This window comes from Streptomyces sp. NK15101 (genome assembly GCF_020400725.1).
In the GTDB taxonomy this organism is placed as follows: domain Bacteria; phylum Actinomycetota; class Actinomycetes; order Streptomycetales; family Streptomycetaceae; genus Streptomyces.
Window position 1 is genome coordinate 23,215 of the sequence record NZ_JAINVG010000022.1, and the last position, 23,282, is coordinate 46,496.

Here is a 23,282-nt window from a genome sequence, read left to right on the forward strand (position 1 = left end):
GGCACCGGCATAGTGGGGGCCGTCGGTCGTGCCCGCGAGGGCCGGCCGCTGTTCACCCATGCACACATTGCACACGTTGACGTAGTCCCAGGGGGATCACCAGATGCGATCGATTCGTCCGCTGCTGATGGCGGCTTCCGCCGTCGCGGCGCTGACGCTCACCGTCACGGCCTGCGGTCCGAGCGAGGAGAACGCGGGAGACAAGCCCGTCGCACCCGCGAGCCTGGACCCGGCCAAGATCAAGATTCCGGAGGACCTGAAGGACCGCCTGAAGGAACACGGGATCGACCTCGACAAGTGGCGCAACGGCGAGTGGAAGAACTGGGACCGCGACAAGTGGCTGCGTGAGGCCAAGGACTTCGTCAACCCGATCATCGAGGACCTCTGGGACCCGGACCGGATGCGCGAGGCCGAGCGTCCCGACAAGCCGGTCGAGGAGGAGGACATCTCGGGCGACGAGGGTGTCACCGACCCGACTCCGGACCCGGTGCGGGCGAAGGCCGTGGCGGCGAAGTACCACGACAACGCCCCCGAGTCCGGCAAGGTCTTCTTCGACGGCCCCGAGGGCTCGATGGTCTGCTCGGCCACGGTGGTGAAGGACCCGGCGCACCCGGGCAAGTCCAACCTGGTCTGGACGGCCGGCCACTGCGTGCACAAGGGCAAGCAGGGCGGCTGGTACCGCAACATCGCCTTCGTGCCCTCGTACAACGACTCGGCGATGGAGACCTCGGCGCTGGAGAAGGCGACCCGGGAGCAGATCGCCCCGTACGGCGTGTGGTGGGCGGACTGGGTCAAGACCTCCGACCAGTGGATCTCCGAGGGGGCGGCCACCGGCGGCGCCGGCGCTCCCTACGACTTCGCCGTCCTCAAGGTGACGCCGGAGAAGGGCTCTTCGGGCAAGTCGCTGGAGGAGACGGTCGGTTCGGCGCTCCCGGTGGAGTTCAACGCCCCCGCCGTGCCGAAGATCGCGGGCATGACGGCGACCGGCTACCCGGCGGCGCCGCCGTTCGACGGCCAGAAGATGTTCCAGTGCCAGGACAAGCCGGGCCGGCTGTCCCTGGCGGCGGAGCAGCCGACGATGTACCGGATCGGCTGCACGATGACCGGTGGTTCGTCCGGCGGCGGTTGGGTCGCCAAGGGCAGCGACGGCAAGCCGGCGCTGGTGTCGAACACCTCGATCGGCCCGTCGACGGCCGGTTGGCTCGCGGGTCCGCGCCTCGGTCCCGAGGCCAAGGCCATCTTCGACGAGGTCAGCAAGAAGTACGCCGGCCAGTAGGCGCGGAGGCGGGGCCCCGGGGGTCCCGCCTCCGCCCGTGTCCGGTCCGACCGGCATACTGTGCACCGCTCATGACACGTCCATGGCAATACCAACGGGGAATACATTCATGCGTTCCGTACGACTCCTACCCGCCGCCCTCGGTCTGGTCACCGCGCTCACGCTGACCGCCACGGCCTGCGGCCCCACCGAGACCCCGGCCGACGGCAAGCCGTCCGCCGGAGCGAGCAGCTCCGCACCCGCCGACGGCGCCGACGCCGGCACCGGCCTCACCAAGGACCTCGCCGACAAGCTCAAGAAGCACGGCGTCGACCTGGACGAGTGGAAGCAGGGCGAGTGGAAGAACTGGGACAAGGACACCTGGCTCCGTGAGGCCGAGGACTTCGTCAACCCGGTGATCGACGGGCTCTGGGACATGCCGCGCATGCAGTCGGCGAAGAGCCCGGACCAGACGATCACCGCGCAGGCCGGCACCAACGGCACCGACCCGACGCCCCGGCCGGTCAAGGCACAGCGCGAGAAGACGCCGTACCACAACTACGCGGCCCCGGTCGGCAAGATCTTCTTCGACGCGCCCGAGGGCCACATGGTCTGCTCCGGCACCATCGTGAAGGACCCGCGCCGCCCCGGGAAGTCGAACCTGGTCTGGACGGCCGGCCACTGCGTCCACGCGGGCAAGCAGGGCGGCTGGTACCGCAACATCGCCTTCGTCCCGGCCTTCAACGACCTGGGCAAGTCCCCCGCCGCCCTGGAGAACGCGCAGCCGCACGAGGTGTACCCGTACGGTCAGTTCTGGGCCGACTGGGCCGTGACCTCGGGCGAGTGGATCAACGCGGGCGGCACCGGCCAGGCCTGGCCGTACGACTACGCCGTGCTGCACGTGCAGCCCGAGCGCGGCGGGAAGTCCCTGGAGGAGACCGTCGGCAACGCCCTGCCGGTCGACTTCTCCGCGCCGACGGCCGCGCAGTCCGGCACGATGGGCGCCTGGGGCTACCCGGCGGCGCCGCCGTACAACGGCATGATCATGCACAAGTGCCTCGACCGTCCGACGCGCCTCACCACGGCCCCGGCCACGCCGACCATGTACCGGATCGGCTGCACGATGACCGCCGGCTCCTCGGGCGGCGGCTGGTTCCGCGTGCTGCCGAACGGCAAGACGGCGCTCGTGTCGAACACCTCGATCGGCCCGGCCGGCAGCAACGGCTGGCTCGCCGGACCGCAGCTGGGACGCGGCGCCAAGGCCGTCCACGAGATGGTCAGCAAGAAGTTCGCCCGCTGAGTCCCCGGCACCCCGGCTGAGCTCCTGGGCACAGCGAGAAGGCGCCGGTCCCCTCCCTGAGGAGGGGGCCGGCGCCTTCTCGCTTTCCGTCAGTGCGCGGCGGGGAGGTACGGCGCGAGCAGCGCCGCCAGCTCCTCGTGCACCCGGGCCTTGAGCAGGGTGCCCTCCGGGGTGTGCTCCTCGGACTCCACCTCGCCCTCGGCGTGCACCCGCGAGACGAGACCGCCCTGCGTGTACGGCACGAGGACCTCCAGCTCGACCTGCGGGCGCGGCAGCTCACGGTCGATGAGCGCGAGCAGCTCGTCCATGCCCTGGCCCGAACGGGCCGAGACCGCGATGGAGTGCTTCTCCATCCGCAGCAGGCGCTGGAGGACCAGCGGGTCCGCCGCGTCGGCCTTGTTGACGACGACGACCTCCGGCACGTTCACCGCGCCGACGTCGCGGAAGACCTCGCGCACGGCGGCCAGCTGCTCCTCCGGGGCGGGGTGCGAGCCGTCCACCACGTGCAGGATGAGGTCGGACTCGGCGACCTCCTCCATGGTGGAGCGGAACGCCTCGACCAGGTGGTGCGGCAGGTGCCGGACGAAGCCGACGGTGTCGGCCAGGGTGTAGACCCGGCCGGTGGGCGTCTCGGCCCGGCGGACGGTCGGGTCGAGGGTGGCGAACAGGGCGTTCTCCACGAGGACGCCCGCGCCGGTGAGGCGGTTGAGCAGGGAGGACTTGCCGGCGTTGGTGTATCCGGCGATGGCGACCGAGGGCACCTTGTTGCGGCGGCGCTCCTGCCGCTTGATGTCGCGGCCGGTCTTCATCTCCGCGATCTCCCGGCGCATCTTCGCCATCTTCTCGCGGATCCGGCGCCGGTCGGTCTCGATCTTGGTCTCACCGGGTCCGCGGGTGGCCATGCCGCCACCGCCGCCGCCACCCATCTGACGGGAGAGCGACTGGCCCCAGCCGCGCAGTCGCGGCAGCATGTACTGCATCTGCGCGAGTGCGACCTGTGCCTTGCCCTCTCGGGACTTGGCGTGCTGGGCGAAGATGTCGAGGATGAGGGCGGTCCGGTCGACCACCTTCACCTTGACGACGTCTTCGAGGGCGATGAGCTGGCCGGGGCTGAGCTCGCCGTCGCAGACGACGGTGTCGGCGCCGGTCTCGATCACGATGTCCCGCAGCTCGCGCGCCTTGCCCGAGCCGATGAAGGTGGCCGGGTCCGGCTTGTCGCGGCGCTGGATCACGCCGTCGAGCACGAGGGCGCCCGCCGTCTCGGCGAGGGCGGCGAGCTCCGCGAGGGAGTTCTCCGCGTCCTGCACCGTCCCGGAGGTCCAGACACCGACCAGCACGACGCGCTCGAGGCGCAGCTGGCGGTACTCGACCTCGGTGACGTCCTCGAGCTCGGTGGAGAGGCCCGCGACACGGCGCAGGGCCGCACGCTCGGAGCGGTCGAACTGGTCGCCGTCCCGCTCTCCGTCGATCTCGTGGCTCCAGGCGACGTCCTCTTCCATCAGGGCATCGGCCCGAAGGCTCTCGGTACGGCTCGTCTCCGCGAAGCTCTGCTTGTCCTGGGAAGGGGAAGAAGAGGAGGTCATTGGGTCCTTACGTCGATGAGGAGATGTGTGTCTGTGCCGGTCACAACGCCCGCGGGCGCCGGAAGATTCCCGGGCCCGGCCGCGTCGGCCGGAGGATCCGGCCGCGTCGCCGACCTGAAGATGGTGTCACGGCCCCGCCGGGCCCGTCACCCGGGTTTCGGCGCGGTCCTCGCGGCCCCGGCGGGCCGGCTGCGCCAGTCCGGGTGCCCGGGCATCGCCGGGGTCTTCGCCTCGTACAGCCAGCCGCGGAAGAAGGCGGTGAGGTCCCGGCCCGCGACCTCGCCGGCGAGCGCGACGAAGTCCGCGGTGGTGGCGGTGCCGTCCCGGTGCTCGGCGACCCAGCGGCGCTCCAGGGTCCGGAAGGCCTCGGTGCCGATCGTCCGGCGGAGCGCGTAGAGGACGAGGGCGCTGCCGTCGTAGACGACGGGCCGGAAGAGGCTGATCTTGTGGTCGGCCGAGGGGGGCTCCGGGGCGGCCGGCGGGCCTCCCGCGGCGCGCCAGCCGTCGGAGGCGGCGTAGGCGGCCTTCATGCGCCGCTCCAGGGACTTGCCGGCGGTCTCCTCGGCGTACAGCGCCTCGTACCAGCTGGCATGTCCCTCGTTGAGCCACAGGTCGGACCAGGTGCGGGGCGAGACGCTGTCGCCGAACCACTGGTGGGCGAGCTCGTGGACCATGACGGAGTCGACGTACCACTCCGGGTAGGCGGGCTCGGTGAAGATGCCGCGCTCGAAGAGCGAGAGGGTCTGGGTCTCCAGCTCGAAACCGGTGGCCGCGTCGGCGACGAGCACGCCGTACGTCTCGAAGGGGTACGGGCCGACCTGCCGTTCCATCCACTCCAGGTGGCCGGGGGTGCGGCGCAGCCAGGGCTCCATGAGCTGCCGGTCGGCGGTGGCCACCACGTCCCGTACGGGCAGCCCGTGGGGGCCCTCGCGGTGGACGACGGTGGAGCGGCCGATGGAGACCTGGGCGAGCTCCGTGGCCATGGGGTGGTGGGTGCGGTACGTCCAGGTGGTGGTGGCGCCGTGGTCGACGCGGCCCTCGGGGAGGCCGTTGGCGACGACGGTGAGCTCGCTGGGGGCGGTGACCCGGAAGGTGAACCGGGCCTTGTCCGAGGGGTGGTCGTTGGAGGGGAAGACCCGGTGGGCGGCGTCGGCCTGGTTGGCCATGGCGAGGCCGTCGCCGGTGCGGACCCAGCCGCCGGTGGCGGCGGGGCCGGTGGGGTCGCTGGTGTGGGTAACGGTGATCTCGACCTCCTCGCCCGCGTCGATCGGGACGACGGGGGTGACGACCAGGTCCTCGCCGCTGGTGGTGTGCTCGGCGGGCAGGCCGTCGACGGTGACGGCGGAGACCGTGCCGTGGGTGAAGTCGAGGTTGAGCCGCTCCAGGTCCTCGGTGGCGCGCGCGTCCATCCGGGTGACGGCGGCGAGGGGCTTGGTGTTCACCCCCGGGTAGGTGAGGTCGAGGGTGTAGGCGAGGACGTCGTAGCCGGGGTTGCCGAGGTGCGGGAAGAGGGGGTCCCCGATGCCGAGCGGCGCGGGGGCGGGCAGTGCGGCGGCGACGAGCCCGGCCGAGGCGGCGACCAGGACGGCGGAGCGGAGCCACCGCGCGCGGGGCAGGGACGTTCGGACGAGCGGCATGGGCCAGGGCCTTTCCGGAGGAATGGCCCTACGGCTACCAGGACCGCCGCCGCGCACCGGGGCGGCGCGCGCGCCGGCCACCCGAAGGGGGTCGTCGGCCGGGTCCGCGAGTGGCGGTCACCCGGAGGAACGCAGCCGGCCCGGACCACACGAAAGAACCTCACCGGGCCCACGAGCGGCGTGCTCAGTCCATGCCGCGCGGGTGGCGGGCGCGGCTGACGTCGTAGACGCCGGGCACGTCCCGCATGGCTTTCATGAGGGCGGTGAGGCCGGCCGCGTCGGGGAGCTGGAGGGTGTACGTGTGGCGGACGCGCTGCTCGGTGGGCGGTTCGACGTTCGCCGAGACGACGGCGGCGCCGAAGGTGGCGATGGCCTCGGTGAGGTCGGCGAGCAGCCCGGGCCGTCCGAAGGACTCGGCGACGAGGGTGACCCTGCCCCGGGCGGTGTCGCCCCAGCGGACGGTGACGGGCTCGCGGCCGAGGTCGCGCATGGTGTCGACGGCCGAGCAGCGGGCGCGGTGGACGGTGACCGATCCGCCGCGTACCCGGAATCCGGTGATCTCGTCGGGCGGCACGGGGGTGCAGCAGCCCGCCGGACGCACGGCCGTGGGCGGCTCGCCGTCGAGGTCGGCGTGGAGTTCGGCGCCGGAGCGGCGGTCGGCGGGGACGCTGACCTGCGGGCGGGGATCGGGGGGGGCGGGGGGCGCGGCGCTCTCGGGGGGGGCTTGGAGCCAGCCGGTGATCGCGATCCGGGCGGCGGGGGTACGGGCGTGGTCCAGCCACTCGGGGGACGGCCCGGAGACGGTGTCCTGGGCGAGCAGCAGCTGGACGGTGTCCCCGTCGCCGAGGACGGTGCTCAGCGGCGCGAGACGGCCGTTGACGCGGGCGCCGAGGCAGGCGTGGGCGGCTTCGCCGTGCTGCGCGTACGCGGCGTCGACGCAGCTGGCGCCGGCGGGCAGGCTGATCGTGCCGGGGGCGCTGCCGTCGGCGAGGAAGACGGTGATCTCGTCGTCCTCGGCGAGGTCGGCGCGGAGCGAGGTCCAGAAGGTGTCGGGGTCGGGGGCGGACTGCTGCCAGTCGAGGAGCCGGGAGAGCCAGCCGGGCCGGGTGGGGTCGACGCGCTCGCCGTCGTCGGTCCCCGGAAGGCCGGCGGCCGGGGCGGTGCCGTCCGGTTCCTGGCCCCCGTGGGGGTTGCCGAGGGCGACGACTCCGGCCTCGGCGACCTTGTGCATCCGGTGGGTCCGGATGAGGACCTCGGCGACGGCGCCGTCGGGGGCCGCGATCGCCGTGTGCAGCGACTGGTACAGGTTGAACTTGGGGGCGGCGATGAAGTCCTTGAACTCGGAGATCACCGGGGTGAAACAGGTGTGGAGCTCGCCGAGGACCGCGTAGCAGTCGGCGTCCTCGGCGACGAGGACGAGGAGCCGCCCGAAGTCGCAGCCGCGCAGCTCGCCGCGCTTGAGGCGGACCCGGTGGACGGAGACGAAGTGCCGGGGGCGGACGAGGACCTCGGCGCCGATGCCCGCCTCGCGCAGGACGGCGGTGACCTGTTCGGCGACGGCGCCGAGCTCGTCGCCGGCGCCGGGGTGGTCCGCGACGAGCGCGCGGGTGGTCTCGTACTCCTCGGGGTGGAGGATCGCGAAGACCAGGTCCTCCAGCTCGGTCTTGAGGGCCTGGACGCCGAGCCGCTCGGCGAGCGGGATGAGGACGTCCCGGGTGACCCTGGCGATCCTGGCCTGTTTCTCGGGGCGCATCACGCCGAGGGTCCGCATGTTGTGGAGGCGGTCGGCGAGCTTGATCGACATGACCCGGACGTCGTTGCCGGTGGCGACGAGCATCTTGCGGAAGGTCTCGGGCTCGGCGGCGGCGCCGTAGTCGATCTTCTCGACCTTGGTGACGCCGTCGACGAGGTAGGCGACCTCGTCGCCGAACTCGCGGCGCACCTGATCGAGCGTCACCTCGGTGTCCTCGACGGTGTCGTGGAGGAGCGAGGCGGTCAGGGTGGTGGTCTCCGCGCCGAGTTCGGCGAGGATGAGGGTGACCGCGAGCGGGTGGGTGATGTACGGCTCGCCGCTCTTGCGGAACTGGCCGCGGTGCGAGGACTCGGCGAGGACGTACGCCCGGCCGAGCACCGTCAGGTCGGCCTCGGGGTGGTGGGCCCGGTGCGCCTCCGCCACGTGGCCGATGGCGTCGGGCAGCCGGTCACGGGGCGCCGGTCCCGCGGTGGCGTTCAGCAGGGCGGCGCGGCCGAGGCGGCGCAGGTCGATCCGGGCCCGTCCGCGTCTGCGGACGGCCACGTCGGTGGGGGCGGCCTCGGGGTTGGTGGCCTCTGCGCTCATGGGGCACCTCCGGCAACATTGACCGGCGGTGGGCGGGCCAGGCGTGCCCGGGGGGCCGGTGCTTGATGCTACCGACCCCACCACGGGGTGCAGTCACGCTCTCGCTCAGCGTGAAACGGATCACCCATTCGAGCGACAAATCAGTCGTTGACGGTTTCGATTCCGTGGCGCGCGATCACGTCGTCGAGACCAGCCACGCCGGGTCGACGGTGCCCTCGGCGACGATGACCGCGGGGCCCGTCATGTCGATCCGGCCGTCGGGGTGCTCGGTGATGACGAGGGTGCCGCCGAGCACGTCGACGGTGTACGTGACGGGGGTGCCGCTGTCGGCGGGGTCGACGCCGTCCCGGCGGGCGGTGGCGACGGCGACGGCGCAGGCGCCGGTGCCGCAGGAGCGGGTCTCGGAAGCGCCGCGCTCATGGACCCGCATGGCGACGTGACGGGGGCCGCGGTCGACGACGAACTCGATGTTCACCCCGTCCGGGTAGACCGCGGCGGGTTCGTACGGCGGCTCGTCGTACAGGGTCCCCGCGTGGGCGAGGTCCTCGACGAAGGCGACCGCGTGCGGGTTGCCCATGTTCACGTTGCGCGCGGGCCAGCTGCGGCCGTCGACGGTGACGGTGACCCCGGCCTCGGGGAGCACCGCGCGGCCCATGGCGACGGTGACGGAGCCGTCCTTGTCCAGGTGGACGTGCTTGACGCCGCCCCGGGTGGCGACCGCGACCTCGCCCGCGGTGACGTGTCCCGCGTGCTCCAGGTAGCGGGCGAAGACCCGGACGCCGTTGCCGCACATCTCGGCGACGGAGCCGTCGGCGTTGCGGTAGTCCATGAACCACTCGGCCTCGTCGGCCAGGTGGCGCGCGTCGGGGTGGGCGGCGCTGCGCACGACGTGCAGCAGCCCGTCGCCCCCGATGCCGGCCCGCCGGTCGCAGAGGCGCGCCACGACGGCGGGGGGCAGGTCGACGGCGTTCTCCGCGTCGGGGACGATCACGAAGTCGTTCTCGGTGCCGTGGCCCTTGAGGAAGGGGATCGGCGAGGTCTGCGTGCTGGTCACGCGATCAACTGTACGGGGCGGGGCCGACGGGCGGCGCGCCCGTCCACGGGGCGGTCCCGCCGGTGCGGGCGCGCCCGGCTCCCGTCAGACCCGGACCCCGTCCCGTACGGGCCCGGGCCGGACCGCGTACCGGAACAGCCGCTCCGCACGGGCTCGCGCTTCCGGGGGGGACCTCAGCGCAGACGGGCCACGCGCCAGACGGCGAGGGCGACCAGGGCCGCGATCGTCGACACGTACAGGGCGAGGACGCGCCAGTCCGGGCGCTCGCCCGAGCCCCGCTGCGGAAGTCCCGGCCAGGTGTGGCCGACCTTGCGGGCGGCCATCATGCCCCAGCCCGCCGCGCAGGAGCTGATCAGCAGTCCGAGCATGGCGACGACGGCGCCGCCGTCGCCCGAACCGAAGGCGAGCGGGAAGGCGAACATCAGGGAGCCGACGGCGGCCAGGCCCACGATCGGGGCGAGCTGCCAGATCCGCAGCCGGCGCTGGGGGCGCAGCTCGACCTCGACCTCGTCTGCGTCGACCTCGACGGCGGTGCCCATGGCGTCGTCGGGTCCGTCCGGGGTCAGCCCCGGCGTCCCGACGGGGGCGTCGTCCGTCGGATGGCCCGGTGTGTCGACCGACGGATCCGCCGTCGGGTCACCCAGGGCCGCCTCGTGCTGTTCTCTGTCGCGAGGGCCGGCCTCCATCGCCACGCGCCCTCCCACTCGGACTCCACTTGGTCGATCGATGCTCGATGATGGCACGCTCATGACCGCCGAAATGACGGGCAGTGCGTCCCGATGCCATCACGTGATCAGGCTGTAACCGCTCGTTCGACCAACGACAGCGCCTCCCGCGGGAGTTCCCCGCGGTGTTCGGCGGCTCCGCTGAGCCAGTGCACGCGCGGGTCGCGGCGGAACCACGAGTCCTGGCGGCGCGCGAAGCGCTTCGTGGCCCGCACGGTCTCCGCGCGCGCCTCCTCCTCGGTGCACTCCCCCGCGAGCGCCGCGAGGACCTGCTGGTAGCCCAGGGCGCGGGCCGCCGTGCGCCCCTCGCGCAGCCCCCGCGCCTCCAGGGCGCGCACCTCGTCGACGAGACCGGCCTCCCACATGCGGTCCACGCGCGTGGCGATGCGCTCGTCGAGCTCGGGGCGGGCCACGTCGACGCCGATCTGGACGGTGTCGTAGACGGAGTCGGGACCCGGCAGGTTGGCGGTGAAGGGCTTGCCGGTGATCTCGATCACCTCCAGGGCCCGGACGATGCGGCGTCCGTTGCTGGGCAGGATCGCGCGGGCCGCCTCGGGGTCCGCCGCGGCGAGCCGGGCGTGCAGGACGCCGGAGCCCCGCTCCTCGAGTTCGGCCTCCAGCCGGGCCCGGACGGCCGGGTCGGTGCCGGGGAACTCGAGGGCGTCGACGGCCCCCCGTACGTACAGCCCGGAACCGCCGACGAGGACCGGGGTCCGGCCGGCGGCGAGCAGCCGGTCGATCTCGGCGCGCGCGAGGCGCTGGTACTCGGCGACGCTGGCGGCCTCGGTCACGTCCCAGATGTCGAGGAGGTGGTGCGGGATGCCGCCGCGCTCCTCCGGCGTCAGCTTGGCGGTCCCGATGTCCATCCCCCGGTAGAGCTGCATCGAGTCGGCGTTGACGACCTCGCCGCCGAGCTGCTGGGCCAGGAATACACCCAGATCGGACTTTCCGGCCGCTGTGGGGCCGACGACGGCGATGACCCGCGGGGCGGGAGCTGCGCTTCTCACCGTCCCAGTCTCGCAAACCTCCCACCCGGCCCCGAACGGGTCGCGCGACGGGCCCGGCCGCCGCCACTACGGCATCCCCTCCGTCCGAGTACTCTATGGAGTGGATATGGGCGGTTTTGCACTCTTTCGTCAGAAGCAGCAGGACACGGAACGCACGACACGGAACACGGGCCCCCGAGGCCCGCGGAGGGAAGGTGCCCCATGGGTCTCATGAATTCGCTGAAGGCCAAGCTCGCCCCGGCCAAGGACAAGGTGGCCGACCTCGCGCAGCAGCACGGCGAGAAGATCGACCACGGCCTGGACAAGGCCGCGAAGCTGGTCGACGAGAAGACCAAGGGCAAGTACAGCGACAAGATCCACTCCGGCACGGACAAGGCGAAGGGCGCCATCGACCGCATGGGTCACAAGGACGACGGCACGCCCAGGAGCGGTGACGCGACGCCGCCGCCGGCCGCCTGACGACCACGTCGTCCGGCAGTCCCTCCGCACGGCGGACGGCCGCGGAGCATCACGCTCCGCGGCCGTCCGCCGTTCTCGTTCCCGCTGTCCCCGCCGGCCCTCAGGACCAGGCCGCGACGAAGTACCCCACGCCGTACGGGGCGTCCTCGAAGAGCAGCCGGCCGTCGAGCCCGGCGCCCTCGGCGGCGCCCGCCAGGACCTGCCAGGGGGCACGGCCGGCCGCCTTCAGCTCGGACGCGAGCCCGGCGTCCAGCGCGAGCAGCGCCGCCGCGTCGGCCGTCCCCAGCGCCCGGGCGGCCTCCGCGTCGAAACCGGCGGCCCGCTCGTCCAGGTAGCCGGGGGCCTTCACGGTCCGGCAGGCGCTGCCGTCCCCCAGGACGAGGAGGGCGACGCGCCCGGCGGAGGCGGCGAGCTCCCGGCCGGTCCCGGCGCAGACGTCCGCCGTCGTCGAGTCGGCCACGCCCAGGCCCTCGACCGGCGCGTCGGCCCAGCCGGCGCGGGCCAGGAGCCAGGCACCGACGGAGAGGGAGGGGGGCAGGGGGCGGCCTTCGCCCTCCCGCCGGGCCGGCTCCGCGCCGAGCCGCACGGAGAGGTCGACGCCGAAACCGGCGAAGGAGCCCGTCGCGCCGGCCGGGTAGCCGCCGTGCGCGCCCTCGTCGGCGGGCCCGACGACGTACAGCCGGTCGGGGCGGGCGGCGGCGAGGAGCCCGACGGCGTCCGCGCACGCCGCGCGCGCGGCGTCCAGCTCGGGGGCGGCGCCGGTGGCTACGTCGGGGACGAGGAGTGGGGGGCTGGGGCAGACGGCTGCGGCGACAAGCATGATCCGCAGCCTACTGCTCCGGGGCGACGCCCACCCCGCCCGCCGCTGCGGGCAGCCGTTCCGCCGGGACGGTGCCCACCCCCGTTGTGAGCAGTCGCTCCACCGGGACGGTGCCCACCCCCGTTGTGGGCGGTCGTTCCGCCGGGGCAAGGGGTCCCCCCTGCTCGAGCGGAGCCGAGAGCTTGGGGGAGGGTGGGCACAACGGAACGGCCCCCCTTGCCGGGCCCAGGCTCCCGCGCCCTGACCCGCACCGGCTGTGCGGCGCACTCGTGGTGCGGGTTCAGGCGCGGAACGCGGAGGCCCCGCTGAAGGGCGCCGTCCCGTGTGCCCACCCGTCCCGCCCAGCGGGACGACTGCCCACACGGGCGGAAACGCGGCCCGCGCGGGCGGGGGCGCGGCCCGTGGGTGTCAGTGGCTGCCGCAGGCCGGGGCGTCCAGGGGCGGGAGGGGGGCAGGGGCGCCGATCTTCGGGAGACCGAGCAGCACCCCCGCCGGCTTCGCCGCCGCGGCCGCCGTGCGCTTCTCCCAGGCGTCGCCCGCGCGCGTGCGGCGGACCGAGGAGACCTCGCCCTCGGCGAGCAGGTGATGCGGGGCCGCGTAGGTGACCTCGACCGTCACCACGTCACCGGGGCGGACCTCCTCCGCCGGCTTGGTGAAGTGGACGAGCCGGTTGTCGGGGGCGCGGCCGGAGAGGCGGTGGGTCTCGCCGTCCTTGCGGCCCTCGCCCTCCGCGACCATGACCTCGAGGGTGCGGCCGACCTGCTTCTTGTTCTCCTCCCAGGAGATCTCCTCCTGGAGGGCGACCAGACGTTCGTAGCGCGCCTGCACGACCTCCTTCGGGATCTGGCCCTCCATGGTCGCCGCCGGGGTGCCGGGGCGCTTGGAGTACTGGAAGGTGAAGGCGTTCGCGAAGCGGGCCTCGCGGACGGTGTGCATGGTCTGCTCGAAGTCCTCCTCGGTCTCGCCGGGGAAGCCCACGATGATGTCGGTGGAGATGGCCGCGTGCGGAATGGCCGCGCGGACCTTCTCGAGGATGCCGAGGAAACGCTCCTGCCGGTAGGAGCGGCGCATCGCCCTGAGGATCGTGTCCGAGCCGGACTGGAGCGGCATGTGCAGCTGCGGCATGACGTTCGGGGTCTCGGCCATGGCCGCGATGACGTCGTCCGTGAAGTCGCGGGGGTGGGGGGAGGTGAAGCGGACCCGCTCCAGGCCCTCGATCTGCCCGCAGGCGCGCAGCAGCTTGCTGAAGGCCTCGCGGTCGCCCAGGTCGGAGCCGTACGCGTTGACGTTCTGGCCGAGCAGGGTGATCTCGGAGACGCCCTCGGCGACCAGCGCCTCGATCTCGGCGAGGATGTCGCCGGGCCGGCGGTCCTCCTCCTTGCCGCGCAGGGCCGGGACGATGCAGAAGGTGCAGGTGTTGTTGCAGCCGACGGAGATCGAGACCCAGGCGGCGTACGCGGACTCGCGGCGGGTCGGCAGCGTGGAGGGGAAGGCCTCCAGCGACTCGGCGATCTCGATCTGCGCCTCCTCCTGGACGCGGGCGCGCTCCAGGAGGACCGGCAGCTTGCCGATGTTGTGCGTGCCGAAGACCACGTCGACCCAGGGGGCCTTCTTGACGATGGTGTCGCGGTCCTTCTGGGCGAGACAGCCGCCGACGGCGATCTGCATGCCGGGGCGCGCGGTCTTCATCGGGGCGAGCCGGCCGAGGTTGCCGTACAGCTTGTTGTCGGCGTTCTCGCGGACCGCGCAGGTGTTGAAGACGACGACGTCGGCGTCGCCGTCCGCGCCCTTCGGGGCCCGGACGTAACCCGCCTCCTCCAGCAGACCGGAGAGCCGCTCGGAGTCGTGGACGTTCATCTGGCACCCGTAGGTGCGGATCTCGTAGGTCTTGGTGCCGTCAACGCTCACTGCGGTGCTCCGGTCGCTGCTGCTCGTCATGGATCCAAGGGTAGGCCGTCCGGGGAGAGCCCCCGTCCCACGCCGGAGCCCGGTCCGCCCCTGCGGTTTTCCGCAGGGGGGCCGGGTGGGAAGCCCCGTACCGGGGGTGAGGTGGGATTTCTAGCGTGGACGGTGCCGGGGCGGAGGGCCTCGGGAACCTGCTCGCCGTCCTGGAGATCCGCCGTGCCGATCACCTCGCCCGCCCCTCACCCGCCCCTTCCCCCGGCCCTGGCCGGGGAGCCCGCCGGCGGATTCGCCGGATGGGCCGCCGGGCTCGTCGACACCATGGGCGGGCCCGGCGCCGGGCTCGCCATCGCCCTGGAGAACCTCTTCCCGCCGCTGCCCAGCGAGGTGATCCTGCCGCTGACCGGCTTCGCCGCCGGGCAGGGGGTGCTCAGCCTCGCATCGGCGCTGTTCTGGACGACGCTGGGTTCGGTGGTGGGGGCCGTGGCCCTCTACTGGATCGGGGCGCTGTTCGGTCAGCGGCGGATGCACGCACTCTGGGCCCGGCTGCCGCTGGTGAAGGTCTCCGATCTGGAGCGGACCGAGCGGTGGTTCGCCCGGCACGGCACCAAGGCGGTGTTCCTGGGCCGGATGGTGCCGGTCTTCCGCAGTCTCGTCTCCGTCCCCGCCGGGGTCGAGCGGATGCCGATGCACCTGTTCCTCACCCTCACGACGCTCGGCAGCCTCGTCTGGAACAGCGTCCTCGTGATGGCCGGTTACTGGCTCGGGGACCGCTGGGACCTCGTCGAGGGGTACGTGGGTGTGCTGTCCAAGGCCGTCCTGGTGCTGGTCCTGGTGGTCCTGGCCGCGTTCCTCGCCGTACGGCTCCGGGGGCGCGGCCGCGCCGCCCGGCACCGCCGCACCTCGTGAGCGGCCAGGGGGAACCCGTACCGGACGAAGTAGGCTCGGGGATCATGCGAGGGGGCGAGGGGGAGGCTTCGGCGGGCCGGCGTTTCGTCGGTGTGCTGCTCGGCTGCCTCACCCCCCTTCTCTTCCTGGTCCCCGGTCTCCTCCTCGGACCCCTGCTGCTGTGGCCCCGCGCGCGGCCCGTGCTGATGGCCGGGGCCCGGCGGCTCGCCGGCCTGGAGCGGAGCCGCCGCTCGGTCTTCTTCGGCGACCGGTTCCCCGGCGCGTACGAGGTCCCCGACCGCCGGCTGCTCCGCTACCTCGCCGCCCGGGTGGGGGCCGGCCTGGTGACCGGGATCGTCCTCGGGCTCCTCGTCTTCGGCGAGGTCCTGGCCGTCCTGCTCGTCCGGGGCGTGGTCCGGGGCTCGCTCGACGGGACGGAGCTCCTCGGCCAGCTGCTGCTCGGCGGCGTCCTGCTCTTCCTCGACGTCCAGGGCCTGTACGCGCTGACCGCGCTCGACGCCCGCCTCGCGCGCGCGTGCTTCGGGCCCTCGGAGCAGGAACTGCTGCGGCGGCGCATCGACGAACTCGCCCTCAGCCGGGCCGCCGTGGTCCAGGCCGTGGACACCGAGCGCCGGCGGATCGAGCGCGACCTCCACGACGGCGTCCAGCAGCGGCTCGTGGCCCTGGCCATGCTGATCGGCCGGGCGCGCCGGGGCCGGGGACGCGACCCGGAGCAGGCGGACGCCCTGCTGCGGCAGGCGCACCGGGAGGCCCAGGACGTCCTGGCCGAGCTGCGGGACGTGGCCTGGCGGGTGTATCCGGCCGGCCTGGACAGCCTGGGGCTCGAAGAGGCGCTCGGCGGGGTGGCCCAGCGCTGCGCGATCCCGCTGCGCGTCCGGTTCGAGGCGGGGGACGCGCCGCTGCCCCGGCCGGTGGAGACCGCCGCGTACTTCGTGGTGTCGGAGGCCGTCACCAACGCCGCCAAGCATTCCGCCGCCTCCGCCGTCTCCGTGCGCGTCACGCGTGTCGGCTCGCTGCTCACCGTGCGGGTCGAGGACGACGGCCGGGGCGGCGCGGACCCGGCGGGCAGCGGGCTCACCGGGCTGCGCAGCCGGGTCGCCGCGCTCGACGGGACCCTGCGCGTCGACAGCCCCCTCGGGGGACCCACCACTCTTGTCGCGGAGCTGCCGTGCGCGTGATCCTGGCCGAGGACTCGACCCTGCTGCGGGAGGGCCTGGTGCGGCTGCTCGTCGAGGAGGGCCACGAGGTGCTCGCCGCGTTCGGCGACGCGGAGACCCTCGTCGCCGAGGTCGAGGCGCGGCGCCCGGACGTCGTGGTCGCCGACATCCGGATGCCGCCGACCCACACCGACGAGGGTCTGCGGGCCGCCGTGGAGATCCGTGAGCGGCTGCCGGAGACGGGGGTGCTCGTGCTCTCTCAGTACGTCGAGCGCAGCTACGCGGCCCGGCTGCTCGCCGCCGGCGCGGAACGGGTCGGCTACCTCCTCAAGGACCGGGTGGCGCAGGTCGAGGAGTTCCTCGACGCGCTGGAACGGATCCACGCGGGCGGGGCGGCGATCGACCCGCAGGTCGTGCACCAGCTGGTCGTCCGCAGCACCCACGCCGATCCGCTGGCCCGGCTCACCCCGCGCGAGCGGGAGGTCCTGGAGGTGCTGGCCCAGGGCTACACGAACGCGGCGATCGCCCGGCAGCTGCATCTCTCGCTGAGCGCGGTCGAGAAGTACCTCAACGCCGTCTTCGACAAGCTGGAGCTCCACCGCACCGACGGCTACAGCCGGCGGGTCCTGGCCGTGCTGCGCTATCTGGAGGCGTGAGGCACCTGAAGGCCTGAGTTACCTGAAGGCCTGTGCCGCCTGGAGCCTGTGTCGCCTGGAGGCCTGCGTCACCTGGAGACCTGAGACCACTCCGCGAGGACCTCGTCCGTGTGCTCGCCGGGGAGCGGGGCGCGGCCCGGGGCGTCCGCCGGGGTGCGGTCGAAGCGGGAGGCGGGGGCGGGCTGGACGGTGTCGCCGACCTCCACGAACGCTCCGCGCGCGGCCAGTTGGTGGTGCTGCGCGGCTTCCTCCGCGGTCAGGACGGGAGCCACGCCCGCGTCCACGGCGTCGAAGAGCTTCACCCAGTGCGCACGGTCCCTGGTCGCGAAGCGGGCGGCGATCAGGGCGCGCAGCTCCGGCCAGGCGGCCGCGTCGACCCGGTCGGGCAGGGCGGCCTCCTCGGTGAGGCCCAGCTGCTCCAGGAGGTTCTGGTAGAGCCGGGGTTCGATGGCGGCGACGGCGAGGTGCAGGCCGTCGGCGGCCGCGTAGAAGGAGTAGTGCGGGGCGTCGGTGACGGTGTGGTTGCCGGGGACCGCGCGCCACTGGTGGATCAGGGTGGCGATCAGGGCGGCGCCGTCCGCGAGGGCCGTGTCGACGACCTGGCCCCGGCCGGAGCGCTCCCGCTCGTGGAGTGCGGCGAGCAGCCCGTGCACATGGGCGTTGGCGCCGCCGGCGAAGCTGGAGAGGTACGCGGTCGGGGGCGGGACAGGCGCCCCGGTCGCCGGGTCGGTGTCCAGGGCGCCGGTCAGGGCGAGCACCGCGAGGTCGTGGGCGGCGCGTCCGGCCCACTCGCCCTCGCCGCCCCAGCCGCTGAGCCGCCCGTACACCAGCCGCGGGTTGCGGGCGTGGACGGCCTCGGGGCCGATGCCGAGGCGGTCGGCGACGCCGGGGCGGAAGCCCTCGACGAGGATGTCGGCGTGCTCGGCGAGCGCGAGCGCCCGCTCGATCCCCTCGGGGCTCTTGAGGTCGAGGGCGACGGAACGGCGGCCGCGGGAGAGCGGGTTCTCCGGAGGGCGCACGTCCCCGACGGTCCCGGGCGCCCTGTCGACCCGTACGACATCGGCGCCGAGACCGGACAGGACGGTGCCGACGAAAGCGGTGGGCGCCGAGCCCGCGAATTCCAGTACGCGGACTCCGGTCAGCGGTCCTGCCATGGCCAACTCCCTTGAATTCATGGGCCGGTGATGGATTCACGCTATTCGCCGGAGCTTCGGAAAGGACTGCGGAGATCCGTAGCGCCGGGAATTCGGCGGGGCCGGAAACTGGGAGGAATTCCCCTTCTCCGCTTTCGAAAGGAATGACGCATGGCCGTCGTCTACACCGCCGAGGTCGCTTCCACCGGAGACGGGCGCAACGGCGCCGTGCGCTCCTCCGACGGGCTCCTCGACCTGCCGTTGTCGAGCCCCAAGGCCGTCGGCGGTTCCGGCACCGCGACCAACCCCGAGCAGCTCTTCGCCGCCGGCTACGCCGCCTGCTTCCACAGTGCGCTGCGGGTCTCCGCGCGCGAGTCCAGGACCGCGCTGGCGGACGACACGGTCACCGCCGAGGTGGCGCTGCACAAGGAGGAGGGCGGCTTCCACCTGTCGGTGGTCCTCACCGTCGAACTGCCCGGGCTGGACGCCGCCGAGGCGCGGCGGCTCGCCGAGGCCGCCCACGGACGCTGCCCGTACTCGAAGGCGGTCCGGGGGAACGTCGAGGTGAGGATCGACCTCGCCGCCTGAGGCGCCCGGCCGGTGAGGGAAGAGCCCCCGTGGATCACGGGGGCTCTTCCCTTCGTACGGCTCCGTCCTCAGCGTTTCGCCGCCGCCGCTGCCGCCGCGGCGGCCGGCAGCGCCTCGACCACCCGGCTCACGGCCCGGTCGTCGTGCGAGGCCGAGACGAACCAGGCCTCGAACGGCGAGGGCGGCAGATAGACGCCCCGCCGCAGCAGCTCGTGGAAGAACGGGGTGTAGCGGTACGCCTCGGTGGCGCGGACCCCGTCGAAGTCCACCACCTCGTCCTCGCCGAAGAAGACGGAGAACATGGTGCCGGAGTACTGCAGCCGGTGCGCCACGCCCTCCTTGGTGAGGGCGGCGGAGACCTCGGCTCCGATCGTGGCCGAGACCCGGTCGAGCCGCTCGTACACCTCGGGGGTGCTGTGCCGCAGGGTGGCGAGGCCGGCGGCGGTGGCGACCGGGTTCCCGGAGAGGGTGCCCGCCTGGTAGACGGGGCCGGCCGGGGCGAGGTGGGCCATGACGTCCGCGCGTCCGCCGAAGGCCGCCGCGGGGAAGCCGCCGCCCATGACCTTGCCGAAGGTCAGCAGGTCGGGGGCGACGCCGTCCCGGCCGTACCAGCCGGAGCGGCTGGCCCGGAAGCCCGTCATGACCTCGTCGGAGACGAACAGCGCGCCGTGGCGGGCGGTGATCTCCTTGAGGCCGGCGTTGAAGCCGGGCAGCGGCGGGACGGCGCCCATGTTGCCGGGGGCCGCCTCGGTGATGACGGCGGCGATCTCGTCGCCGGTCTCGGCGAAGACCTTCTCGACCGCCGTCAGGTCGTTGTACGGCAGGACGATCGTGTCGCTCGCCTGGGCGCCGGTGACGCCCGGGGTGTCGGGCAGCGCGAAGGTCGCGAGGCCGGAGCCGGCGGAGGCGAGGAGCGCGTCGACGTGGCCGTGGTAGCAGCCGGCGAACTTCACGATCTTGCTGCGGCCGGTGAAGCCGCGCGCCAGGCGGATCGCCGACATCGTCGCCTCGGTGCCGGAGCTGACCAGGCGCACCTGCTCCACGGGCGCGACCCGGTCGACGATCTCCTCGGCGAGTTCGACCTCTCCGGTGGACGGGGCCCCGAAGGAGGTGCCCCGCTCCAGGGCCCGGGCGACCGCCTCGACGACGGCCGGGTGGCGGTGGCCGAGGATCATCGGGCCCCAGGAGCAGATGAGGTCGACGTACTCGTTGCCGTCGCTGTCGGTGAGGTACGGGCCCTGGGCGGAGGCGATGAAGCGCGGGGTGCCGCCGACGGCACCGAAGGCGCGGACCGGCGAGTTGACGCCGCCGGGGGTGACCTTGCGGGCGCGCTCGAAGAGGGCCTTGCTGTTCGTCTCTCCCGTGCTCATCGGGCCGTCTCCTCGGGAGCGTCGAAGCTGAGCGCCGCGTCCAGGACGACCGCGCCCTTCGCGAGGACCCGTACGGGGTTGAGGTCGAGGGCGAAGCCGGCCGGCCAGTCCTGGACCAGTTCGCCGACCCGGTGGAGGAGTTCGGCGGCGGCTTCGACGTCCACGGCGGCCCGGCCCCGCGCGCCGGCGAGTACCTTCGCGCCGCGCAGCCCGGCGAGGAGTTCTGCGCCCTCGCCCGGTGCCAGCGGCAGGAGCCGGTGGCCGACGTCGTCGAGGACCTCGGTGAAGATTCCGCCGAGGCCGGCGGTGAGCACCGGGCCCAGGTCGGTGGTGTGGACGCCCACGATCAACTCGACTCCCTCGTCCACGAGTTCCTCGACGAGGACCTGGCCGCCGAGCGCGGCGAGCCGCCCGTACGCCTCGGGCGCGGTCTCGGCGGTGACGCCGATCTCGACGCCTCCGGCCTCCGTCTTGTGGAGCAGTCCCGGCACCACGGCCTTGAGCACCGCCGTGCCGCCGGCCTCGGTCACGGCCCGCGCCGCGTCCTCGGCGTCCACCGCGATCCGGCCCTTCGGCACGGAGATCCCCGCCTCGGCGAGGAGCCGCTTGAGCTCGGGCTCCGTGGCCTCCGCGCCGGGTCCGGGGACGGCCCCGGGGCGGGGTGCGTCCGGGAGGGTGCGGGGGCGGCTGACCTCCCAGAGGGCGGCGGCGGCGCGCAGGGCGCGGGCCGGCGTCGGGTACTCGGGCAGGCCGGCCTCGCGCAGGTCGCGCGGGGCGTCGGGGGCGAGGAAGTCGGCGCCGGTGCGGGCGACGAGGATGGGTTTGCCGCCCTTCGCGGCGGCGCGGGAGAGGGCGTTGACGGCCTTCTCGACGTCGGGTCCGGCCATCACGCAGAAGGCGGCGACGATGATGTCGACGGTGTCGTCGGCGATCAGGACGTCGAGGGAACGGTCGAACAGCGACGGGTCGCTGAGGACGGTGGCCGTGATGTCGACCGGGTTGTCGATGGCCCCGAAGGCGGGGACGATCTCGGCGAGCGCCTCCTTGCTGCGCGGCTCCAGGGCGCTGAGCTCCAGGCCGTGGGCCTCGACGGCGTCGGCGGCGAGGATGCCGGAGCCGCCGGAGGTGGTGACGACGGCGACGCGGTTTCCGGCGGGGCGCCGCTCGGACTCGAAGACCCGGGCCACGTCGAGGAGTTCGTCGATGTCCTCGACGCGGACGATGCCGAGGCCGCGCAGGGCGGCGTCCAGGACCCGGTCGTCGGTGGCGAGGGCGCCGGTGTGCGAGGCGGCGGCGCGGCCGCCGGCCTCGGTGCGGCCGGACTTGAGGAGGGCGACGGGCTTGCCGGAGCCGGCCAGTTCGCGCAGGGTCCCGATGTCCGGGGTGTCCTCCAGGTAGCCGAGGAGGCCGGTGACCTCGGGGACGGCGGCCAGTTCGCGGAGGACCTCGAGGGCGGTGACGTCGGCGTCGTTGCCGGTGCTGACCACCCAGCCGGGGCGCAGGCCCCGCTCCAGGGCGAGGCTGGCGGCGCCGAAGCCGAGGGCGCCGCTCTGGCTGACGAAGGCGAGGGTGCCGGGCTCGAAGGGCACGGACTCGGCGCCGAAGAGCGGGCTGAAGGTGGCGAGGACGCGGTTCTCGTATCCGACGGCGCCGATGCAGTTGGGTCCGATGATCCGCAGGCCTCCGGCGCGGGCCCTGGCGACGACCTCCGCCTGGAGGCGGGCGCCCTCCTCGCCGGTCTCGGCGAAGCCGGAGGAGGCGATGACGGCGAGCTTGACGCCGGCGGCGACGCAGTCGTCGACGGCGCCGGGGACCCGCTCGGCGGAGACCATGATCAGGGCCAGGTCGACGGGGCCCGGGGCGTCCTTGACGCTGGGGTACGCGGGGACGCCGAGGATCTCCGGGGAGCGCGGGTTGACCGGCAGGATGCGGCCCTTGTAGCCGTACCGGAGGAGGTAGTCGAGCGGCTTGCGGCCCAGGGCGCCGGGGCGCTCGCTGGCCCCGATGACGGCGATGGATTCGGCTTCCCAGAGGGCCGAGATGTCACTCATGCGATGGCCTCGATCTTCTTCTCGTTCGTGGTGTCGGGGTCGCCGTCGGTGGTTTCCGCCGCGGCGAAGAGGCGGGTGAAGGCGGCGATGTGCCGGGCGCCGTCCGGGTCGGCCGCCAGCTCGCGCACCAGGACGGTGGGCTGGTGGAGGGCCTTGTCGACGATGCGGCGGACGCTGCGGCCGATCTCCTGCCGGGCCGCGCCGTCGAGCCCGTCGAGGCGGCGGACGAGCCGGTCGAGTTCGGCCTCGGCGGCCTCGGTGGCGGCGGTGCGCAGGGCGGTGAGGACGGGCTTGGCGCCGGCGAGCCGCAGGCCCGTGCGGAACTGCTCGACCTCGGCGTCGATCAGCTCGTGCGCGGCCTGGACGCTGGCGGCGGAGATCTCGTCCTCCTGGCCCTCCTCCGCGATCCGGCGCAGGTCGACGAAGGTGACGCCGGGCAGTCCGGCCGCCGTGGGCGCGATGTTGTGCGGCAGCGACAGGTCGAGCAGGAACAGCTCGCGGCCGTCCCGGGCGGCGAGCGCCTCCTCGACGTGCCGGGTGGTGACGAGGTGGCCGGTGGCGGCGGTGGCGCCGACGACGACGTCCACCTCGGTGAGCAGCCGGGGCACGTCGGCCAGGTCGTAGCCCGCTCCCCCGGTGGTCTCGGCGAGCCGCTGGGCCTTCTCCGGGGTGCGGTTGGCGACGTGGACCCGGTCGAGGCCGGAGCGGCGCAGTGCGGCGACGACGACGCCGGCGAAGGCGCCGGCGCCGATGACGAGGGCGGTCTTGCCGTGCAGGGAGCCGACGCGGCGCTCGAAGAAGCCGAGTCCGGCGGTGGCGAGCGAGCGGCCGGCCTCGTTGAGCCCGGTCTCGTTGCGGGCCCGCTTGCCGACCCGCAGGGCTGTCTGGACGGCCTTGGCGAGGACCCGGCCGGTCCGGTCGAGCCGCTGGGACCGTTCGAGGCCCAGTTTCACCTGGCCGAGGATCTGGTCCTCGCCGACCACGACCGATTCGAGTCCGGAGGCCACGGCGAAGAGGTGGCGTACGGCTCCGTCGGCGTGGTGGCTGTAGAGGTGCGGGGCGATCTCGGCGGGGTCGACGCCGGTGTGCTGGGCGAACAGCTCGCCGAGGTCGCCCAGTTCGCCGGGGTCGGGGGTGCCGCCGCGGGTCTCGGCGTAGATCTCCAGGCGGTTGCAGGTGGAGACGACGACGGCGGCGTCGATGCCGTCGACGGAGGTCACGTCGGAGACGAGTTCCTCGGCGGGCCGGTCGGTGCCGGCGAGTCTCTCCAGGAGGTCGAGCGGGGCGCTGGCGTGGCTGATGCCGAGGACCAGCATGGAGGAGGACGAGGTCACCGGG

19 protein-coding genes are annotated in these 23,282 nt (G+C 73.7%); 7 read left to right on the forward strand and 12 right to left on the reverse strand.

Features of this window, described 5'->3' with window-relative positions; all coding sequences use genetic code 11:
- Positions 1 to 103: 103 nt before the first annotated feature.
- The gene (locus K7G60_RS14610; RefSeq protein WP_225801321.1) at positions 104 to 1,276 is read left to right on the forward strand and encodes a serine protease; all 1,173 of its coding nucleotides are present in this window, start codon (positions 104 to 106) and stop codon (positions 1,274 to 1,276) included.
- A 109-nt stretch (positions 1,277 to 1,385) separates the two neighbouring features.
- Positions 1,386 to 2,555 (forward strand): serine protease, encoded by a 1,170-nt coding sequence (locus tag K7G60_RS14615; RefSeq protein ID WP_225801322.1) that lies wholly within the window; start codon positions 1,386 to 1,388, stop codon positions 2,553 to 2,555.
- An 89-nt stretch (positions 2,556 to 2,644) separates the two neighbouring features.
- On the opposite strand, the gene hflX is transcribed toward K7G60_RS14615, so the two are convergent.
- The 6 genes from hflX to miaA form a co-directional block, all read right to left on the reverse strand.
- Positions 2,645 to 4,138, reverse strand: a complete 1,494-nt coding sequence (hflX, locus tag K7G60_RS14620) for a GTPase HflX (RefSeq protein WP_225801323.1) — start codon at positions 4,136 to 4,138, stop codon at positions 2,645 to 2,647.
- Between the two features lie 146 nt (positions 4,139 to 4,284).
- Positions 4,285 to 5,775 carry a M1 family metallopeptidase gene (locus K7G60_RS14625; RefSeq protein ID WP_225801324.1) on the reverse strand — a complete coding sequence of 497 codons (1,491 nt, stop codon included), beginning with the start codon at positions 5,773 to 5,775 and terminating at the stop codon, positions 4,285 to 4,287.
- Between the two features lie 184 nt (positions 5,776 to 5,959).
- Positions 5,960 to 8,113, reverse strand: a complete 2,154-nt coding sequence (locus tag K7G60_RS14630; protein WP_225801325.1) for a bifunctional (p)ppGpp synthetase/guanosine-3',5'-bis(diphosphate) 3'-pyrophosphohydrolase — start codon at positions 8,111 to 8,113, stop codon at positions 5,960 to 5,962.
- Positions 8,114 to 8,288: 175 nt separating this feature from the next.
- Positions 8,289 to 9,167, reverse strand: coding sequence for a diaminopimelate epimerase (gene dapF, locus K7G60_RS14635; protein ID WP_225801326.1), 879 nt, complete (start codon positions 9,165 to 9,167; stop codon positions 8,289 to 8,291).
- Positions 9,168 to 9,340: 173 nt separating this feature from the next.
- A complete protein-coding gene (locus K7G60_RS14640) occupies positions 9,341 to 9,853 on the reverse strand; it encodes a hypothetical protein (protein WP_225801381.1) in 513 nt (170 codons plus the stop codon).
- Positions 9,854 to 9,960: 107 nt separating this feature from the next.
- On the reverse strand, positions 9,961 to 10,899 hold the full coding sequence (miaA, locus tag K7G60_RS14645; RefSeq protein WP_225801327.1) for a tRNA (adenosine(37)-N6)-dimethylallyltransferase MiaA: 939 nt from the start codon (positions 10,897 to 10,899) through the stop codon (positions 9,961 to 9,963).
- Positions 10,900 to 11,100: 201 nt separating this feature from the next.
- Between miaA and K7G60_RS14650 the strand changes: the two genes are divergently transcribed.
- Complete coding sequence (locus K7G60_RS14650; RefSeq protein WP_225801328.1) at positions 11,101 to 11,358, forward strand: antitoxin; 258 nt, start codon at positions 11,101 to 11,103, stop codon at positions 11,356 to 11,358.
- Between the two features lie 100 nt (positions 11,359 to 11,458).
- On the opposite strand, the gene K7G60_RS14655 is transcribed toward K7G60_RS14650, so the two are convergent.
- Positions 11,459 to 12,178, reverse strand: coding sequence for a class III extradiol dioxygenase subunit B-like domain-containing protein (locus K7G60_RS14655; protein WP_225801329.1), 720 nt, complete (start codon positions 12,176 to 12,178; stop codon positions 11,459 to 11,461).
- A gap of 408 nt (positions 12,179 to 12,586) precedes the next feature.
- Complete coding sequence (gene miaB, locus K7G60_RS14660; protein WP_225801330.1) at positions 12,587 to 14,116, reverse strand: tRNA (N6-isopentenyl adenosine(37)-C2)-methylthiotransferase MiaB; 1,530 nt, start codon at positions 14,114 to 14,116, stop codon at positions 12,587 to 12,589.
- Between the two features lie 183 nt (positions 14,117 to 14,299).
- Between miaB and K7G60_RS14665 the strand changes: the two genes are divergently transcribed.
- The 3 genes from K7G60_RS14665 to K7G60_RS14675 are packed head-to-tail and all read left to right on the forward strand — an operon-like array spanning position 14,300 to position 16,802.
- Positions 14,300 to 14,989 (forward strand): DedA family protein, encoded by a 690-nt coding sequence (locus tag K7G60_RS14665; RefSeq protein ID WP_225801331.1) that lies wholly within the window; start codon positions 14,300 to 14,302, stop codon positions 14,987 to 14,989.
- 44 nt (positions 14,990 to 15,033) lie between these two features.
- Positions 15,034 to 16,167: a sensor histidine kinase gene (locus K7G60_RS14670; RefSeq protein WP_225801332.1), complete on the forward strand. Its 1,134-nt coding sequence runs from the start codon at positions 15,034 to 15,036 to the stop codon at positions 16,165 to 16,167.
- Positions 16,158 to 16,802: a response regulator transcription factor gene (locus K7G60_RS14675; protein ID WP_225801333.1), complete on the forward strand. Its 645-nt coding sequence runs from the start codon at positions 16,158 to 16,160 to the stop codon at positions 16,800 to 16,802. Before K7G60_RS14670 ends, K7G60_RS14675 begins: the two co-directional genes overlap by 10 nt.
- Before the next feature lie 68 nt (positions 16,803 to 16,870).
- Here the strand turns inward: K7G60_RS14675 and K7G60_RS14680 are convergent, their stop codons facing one another.
- Positions 16,871 to 17,956, reverse strand: a complete 1,086-nt coding sequence (locus K7G60_RS14680; protein ID WP_225801334.1) for a CaiB/BaiF CoA-transferase family protein — start codon at positions 17,954 to 17,956, stop codon at positions 16,871 to 16,873.
- 150 nt (positions 17,957 to 18,106) lie between these two features.
- On the opposite strand from K7G60_RS14680, the gene K7G60_RS14685 reads away from it, so the two are divergent.
- Positions 18,107 to 18,523 carry an organic hydroperoxide resistance protein gene (locus tag K7G60_RS14685; protein WP_225801335.1) on the forward strand — a complete coding sequence of 139 codons (417 nt, stop codon included), beginning with the start codon at positions 18,107 to 18,109 and terminating at the stop codon, positions 18,521 to 18,523.
- A 68-nt stretch (positions 18,524 to 18,591) separates the two neighbouring features.
- On the opposite strand, the gene hemL is transcribed toward K7G60_RS14685, so the two are convergent.
- From hemL to hemA, 3 genes are read right to left on the reverse strand one after another with little or no spacing between them, the layout of a single operon-like run.
- Positions 18,592 to 19,893 (reverse strand): glutamate-1-semialdehyde 2,1-aminomutase, encoded by a 1,302-nt coding sequence (gene hemL, locus K7G60_RS14690; protein WP_225801336.1) that lies wholly within the window; start codon positions 19,891 to 19,893, stop codon positions 18,592 to 18,594.
- On the reverse strand, positions 19,890 to 21,944 hold the full coding sequence (locus tag K7G60_RS14695) for an acetate--CoA ligase family protein (RefSeq protein ID WP_225801337.1): 2,055 nt from the start codon (positions 21,942 to 21,944) through the stop codon (positions 19,890 to 19,892). Before K7G60_RS14695 ends, hemL begins: the two co-directional genes overlap by 4 nt.
- Positions 21,941 to 23,278 (reverse strand): glutamyl-tRNA reductase, encoded by a 1,338-nt coding sequence (gene hemA, locus K7G60_RS14700; protein WP_225801338.1) that lies wholly within the window; start codon positions 23,276 to 23,278, stop codon positions 21,941 to 21,943. Before hemA ends, K7G60_RS14695 begins: the two co-directional genes overlap by 4 nt.
- Between the last annotated feature and the right edge of the window lie 4 nt (positions 23,279 to 23,282).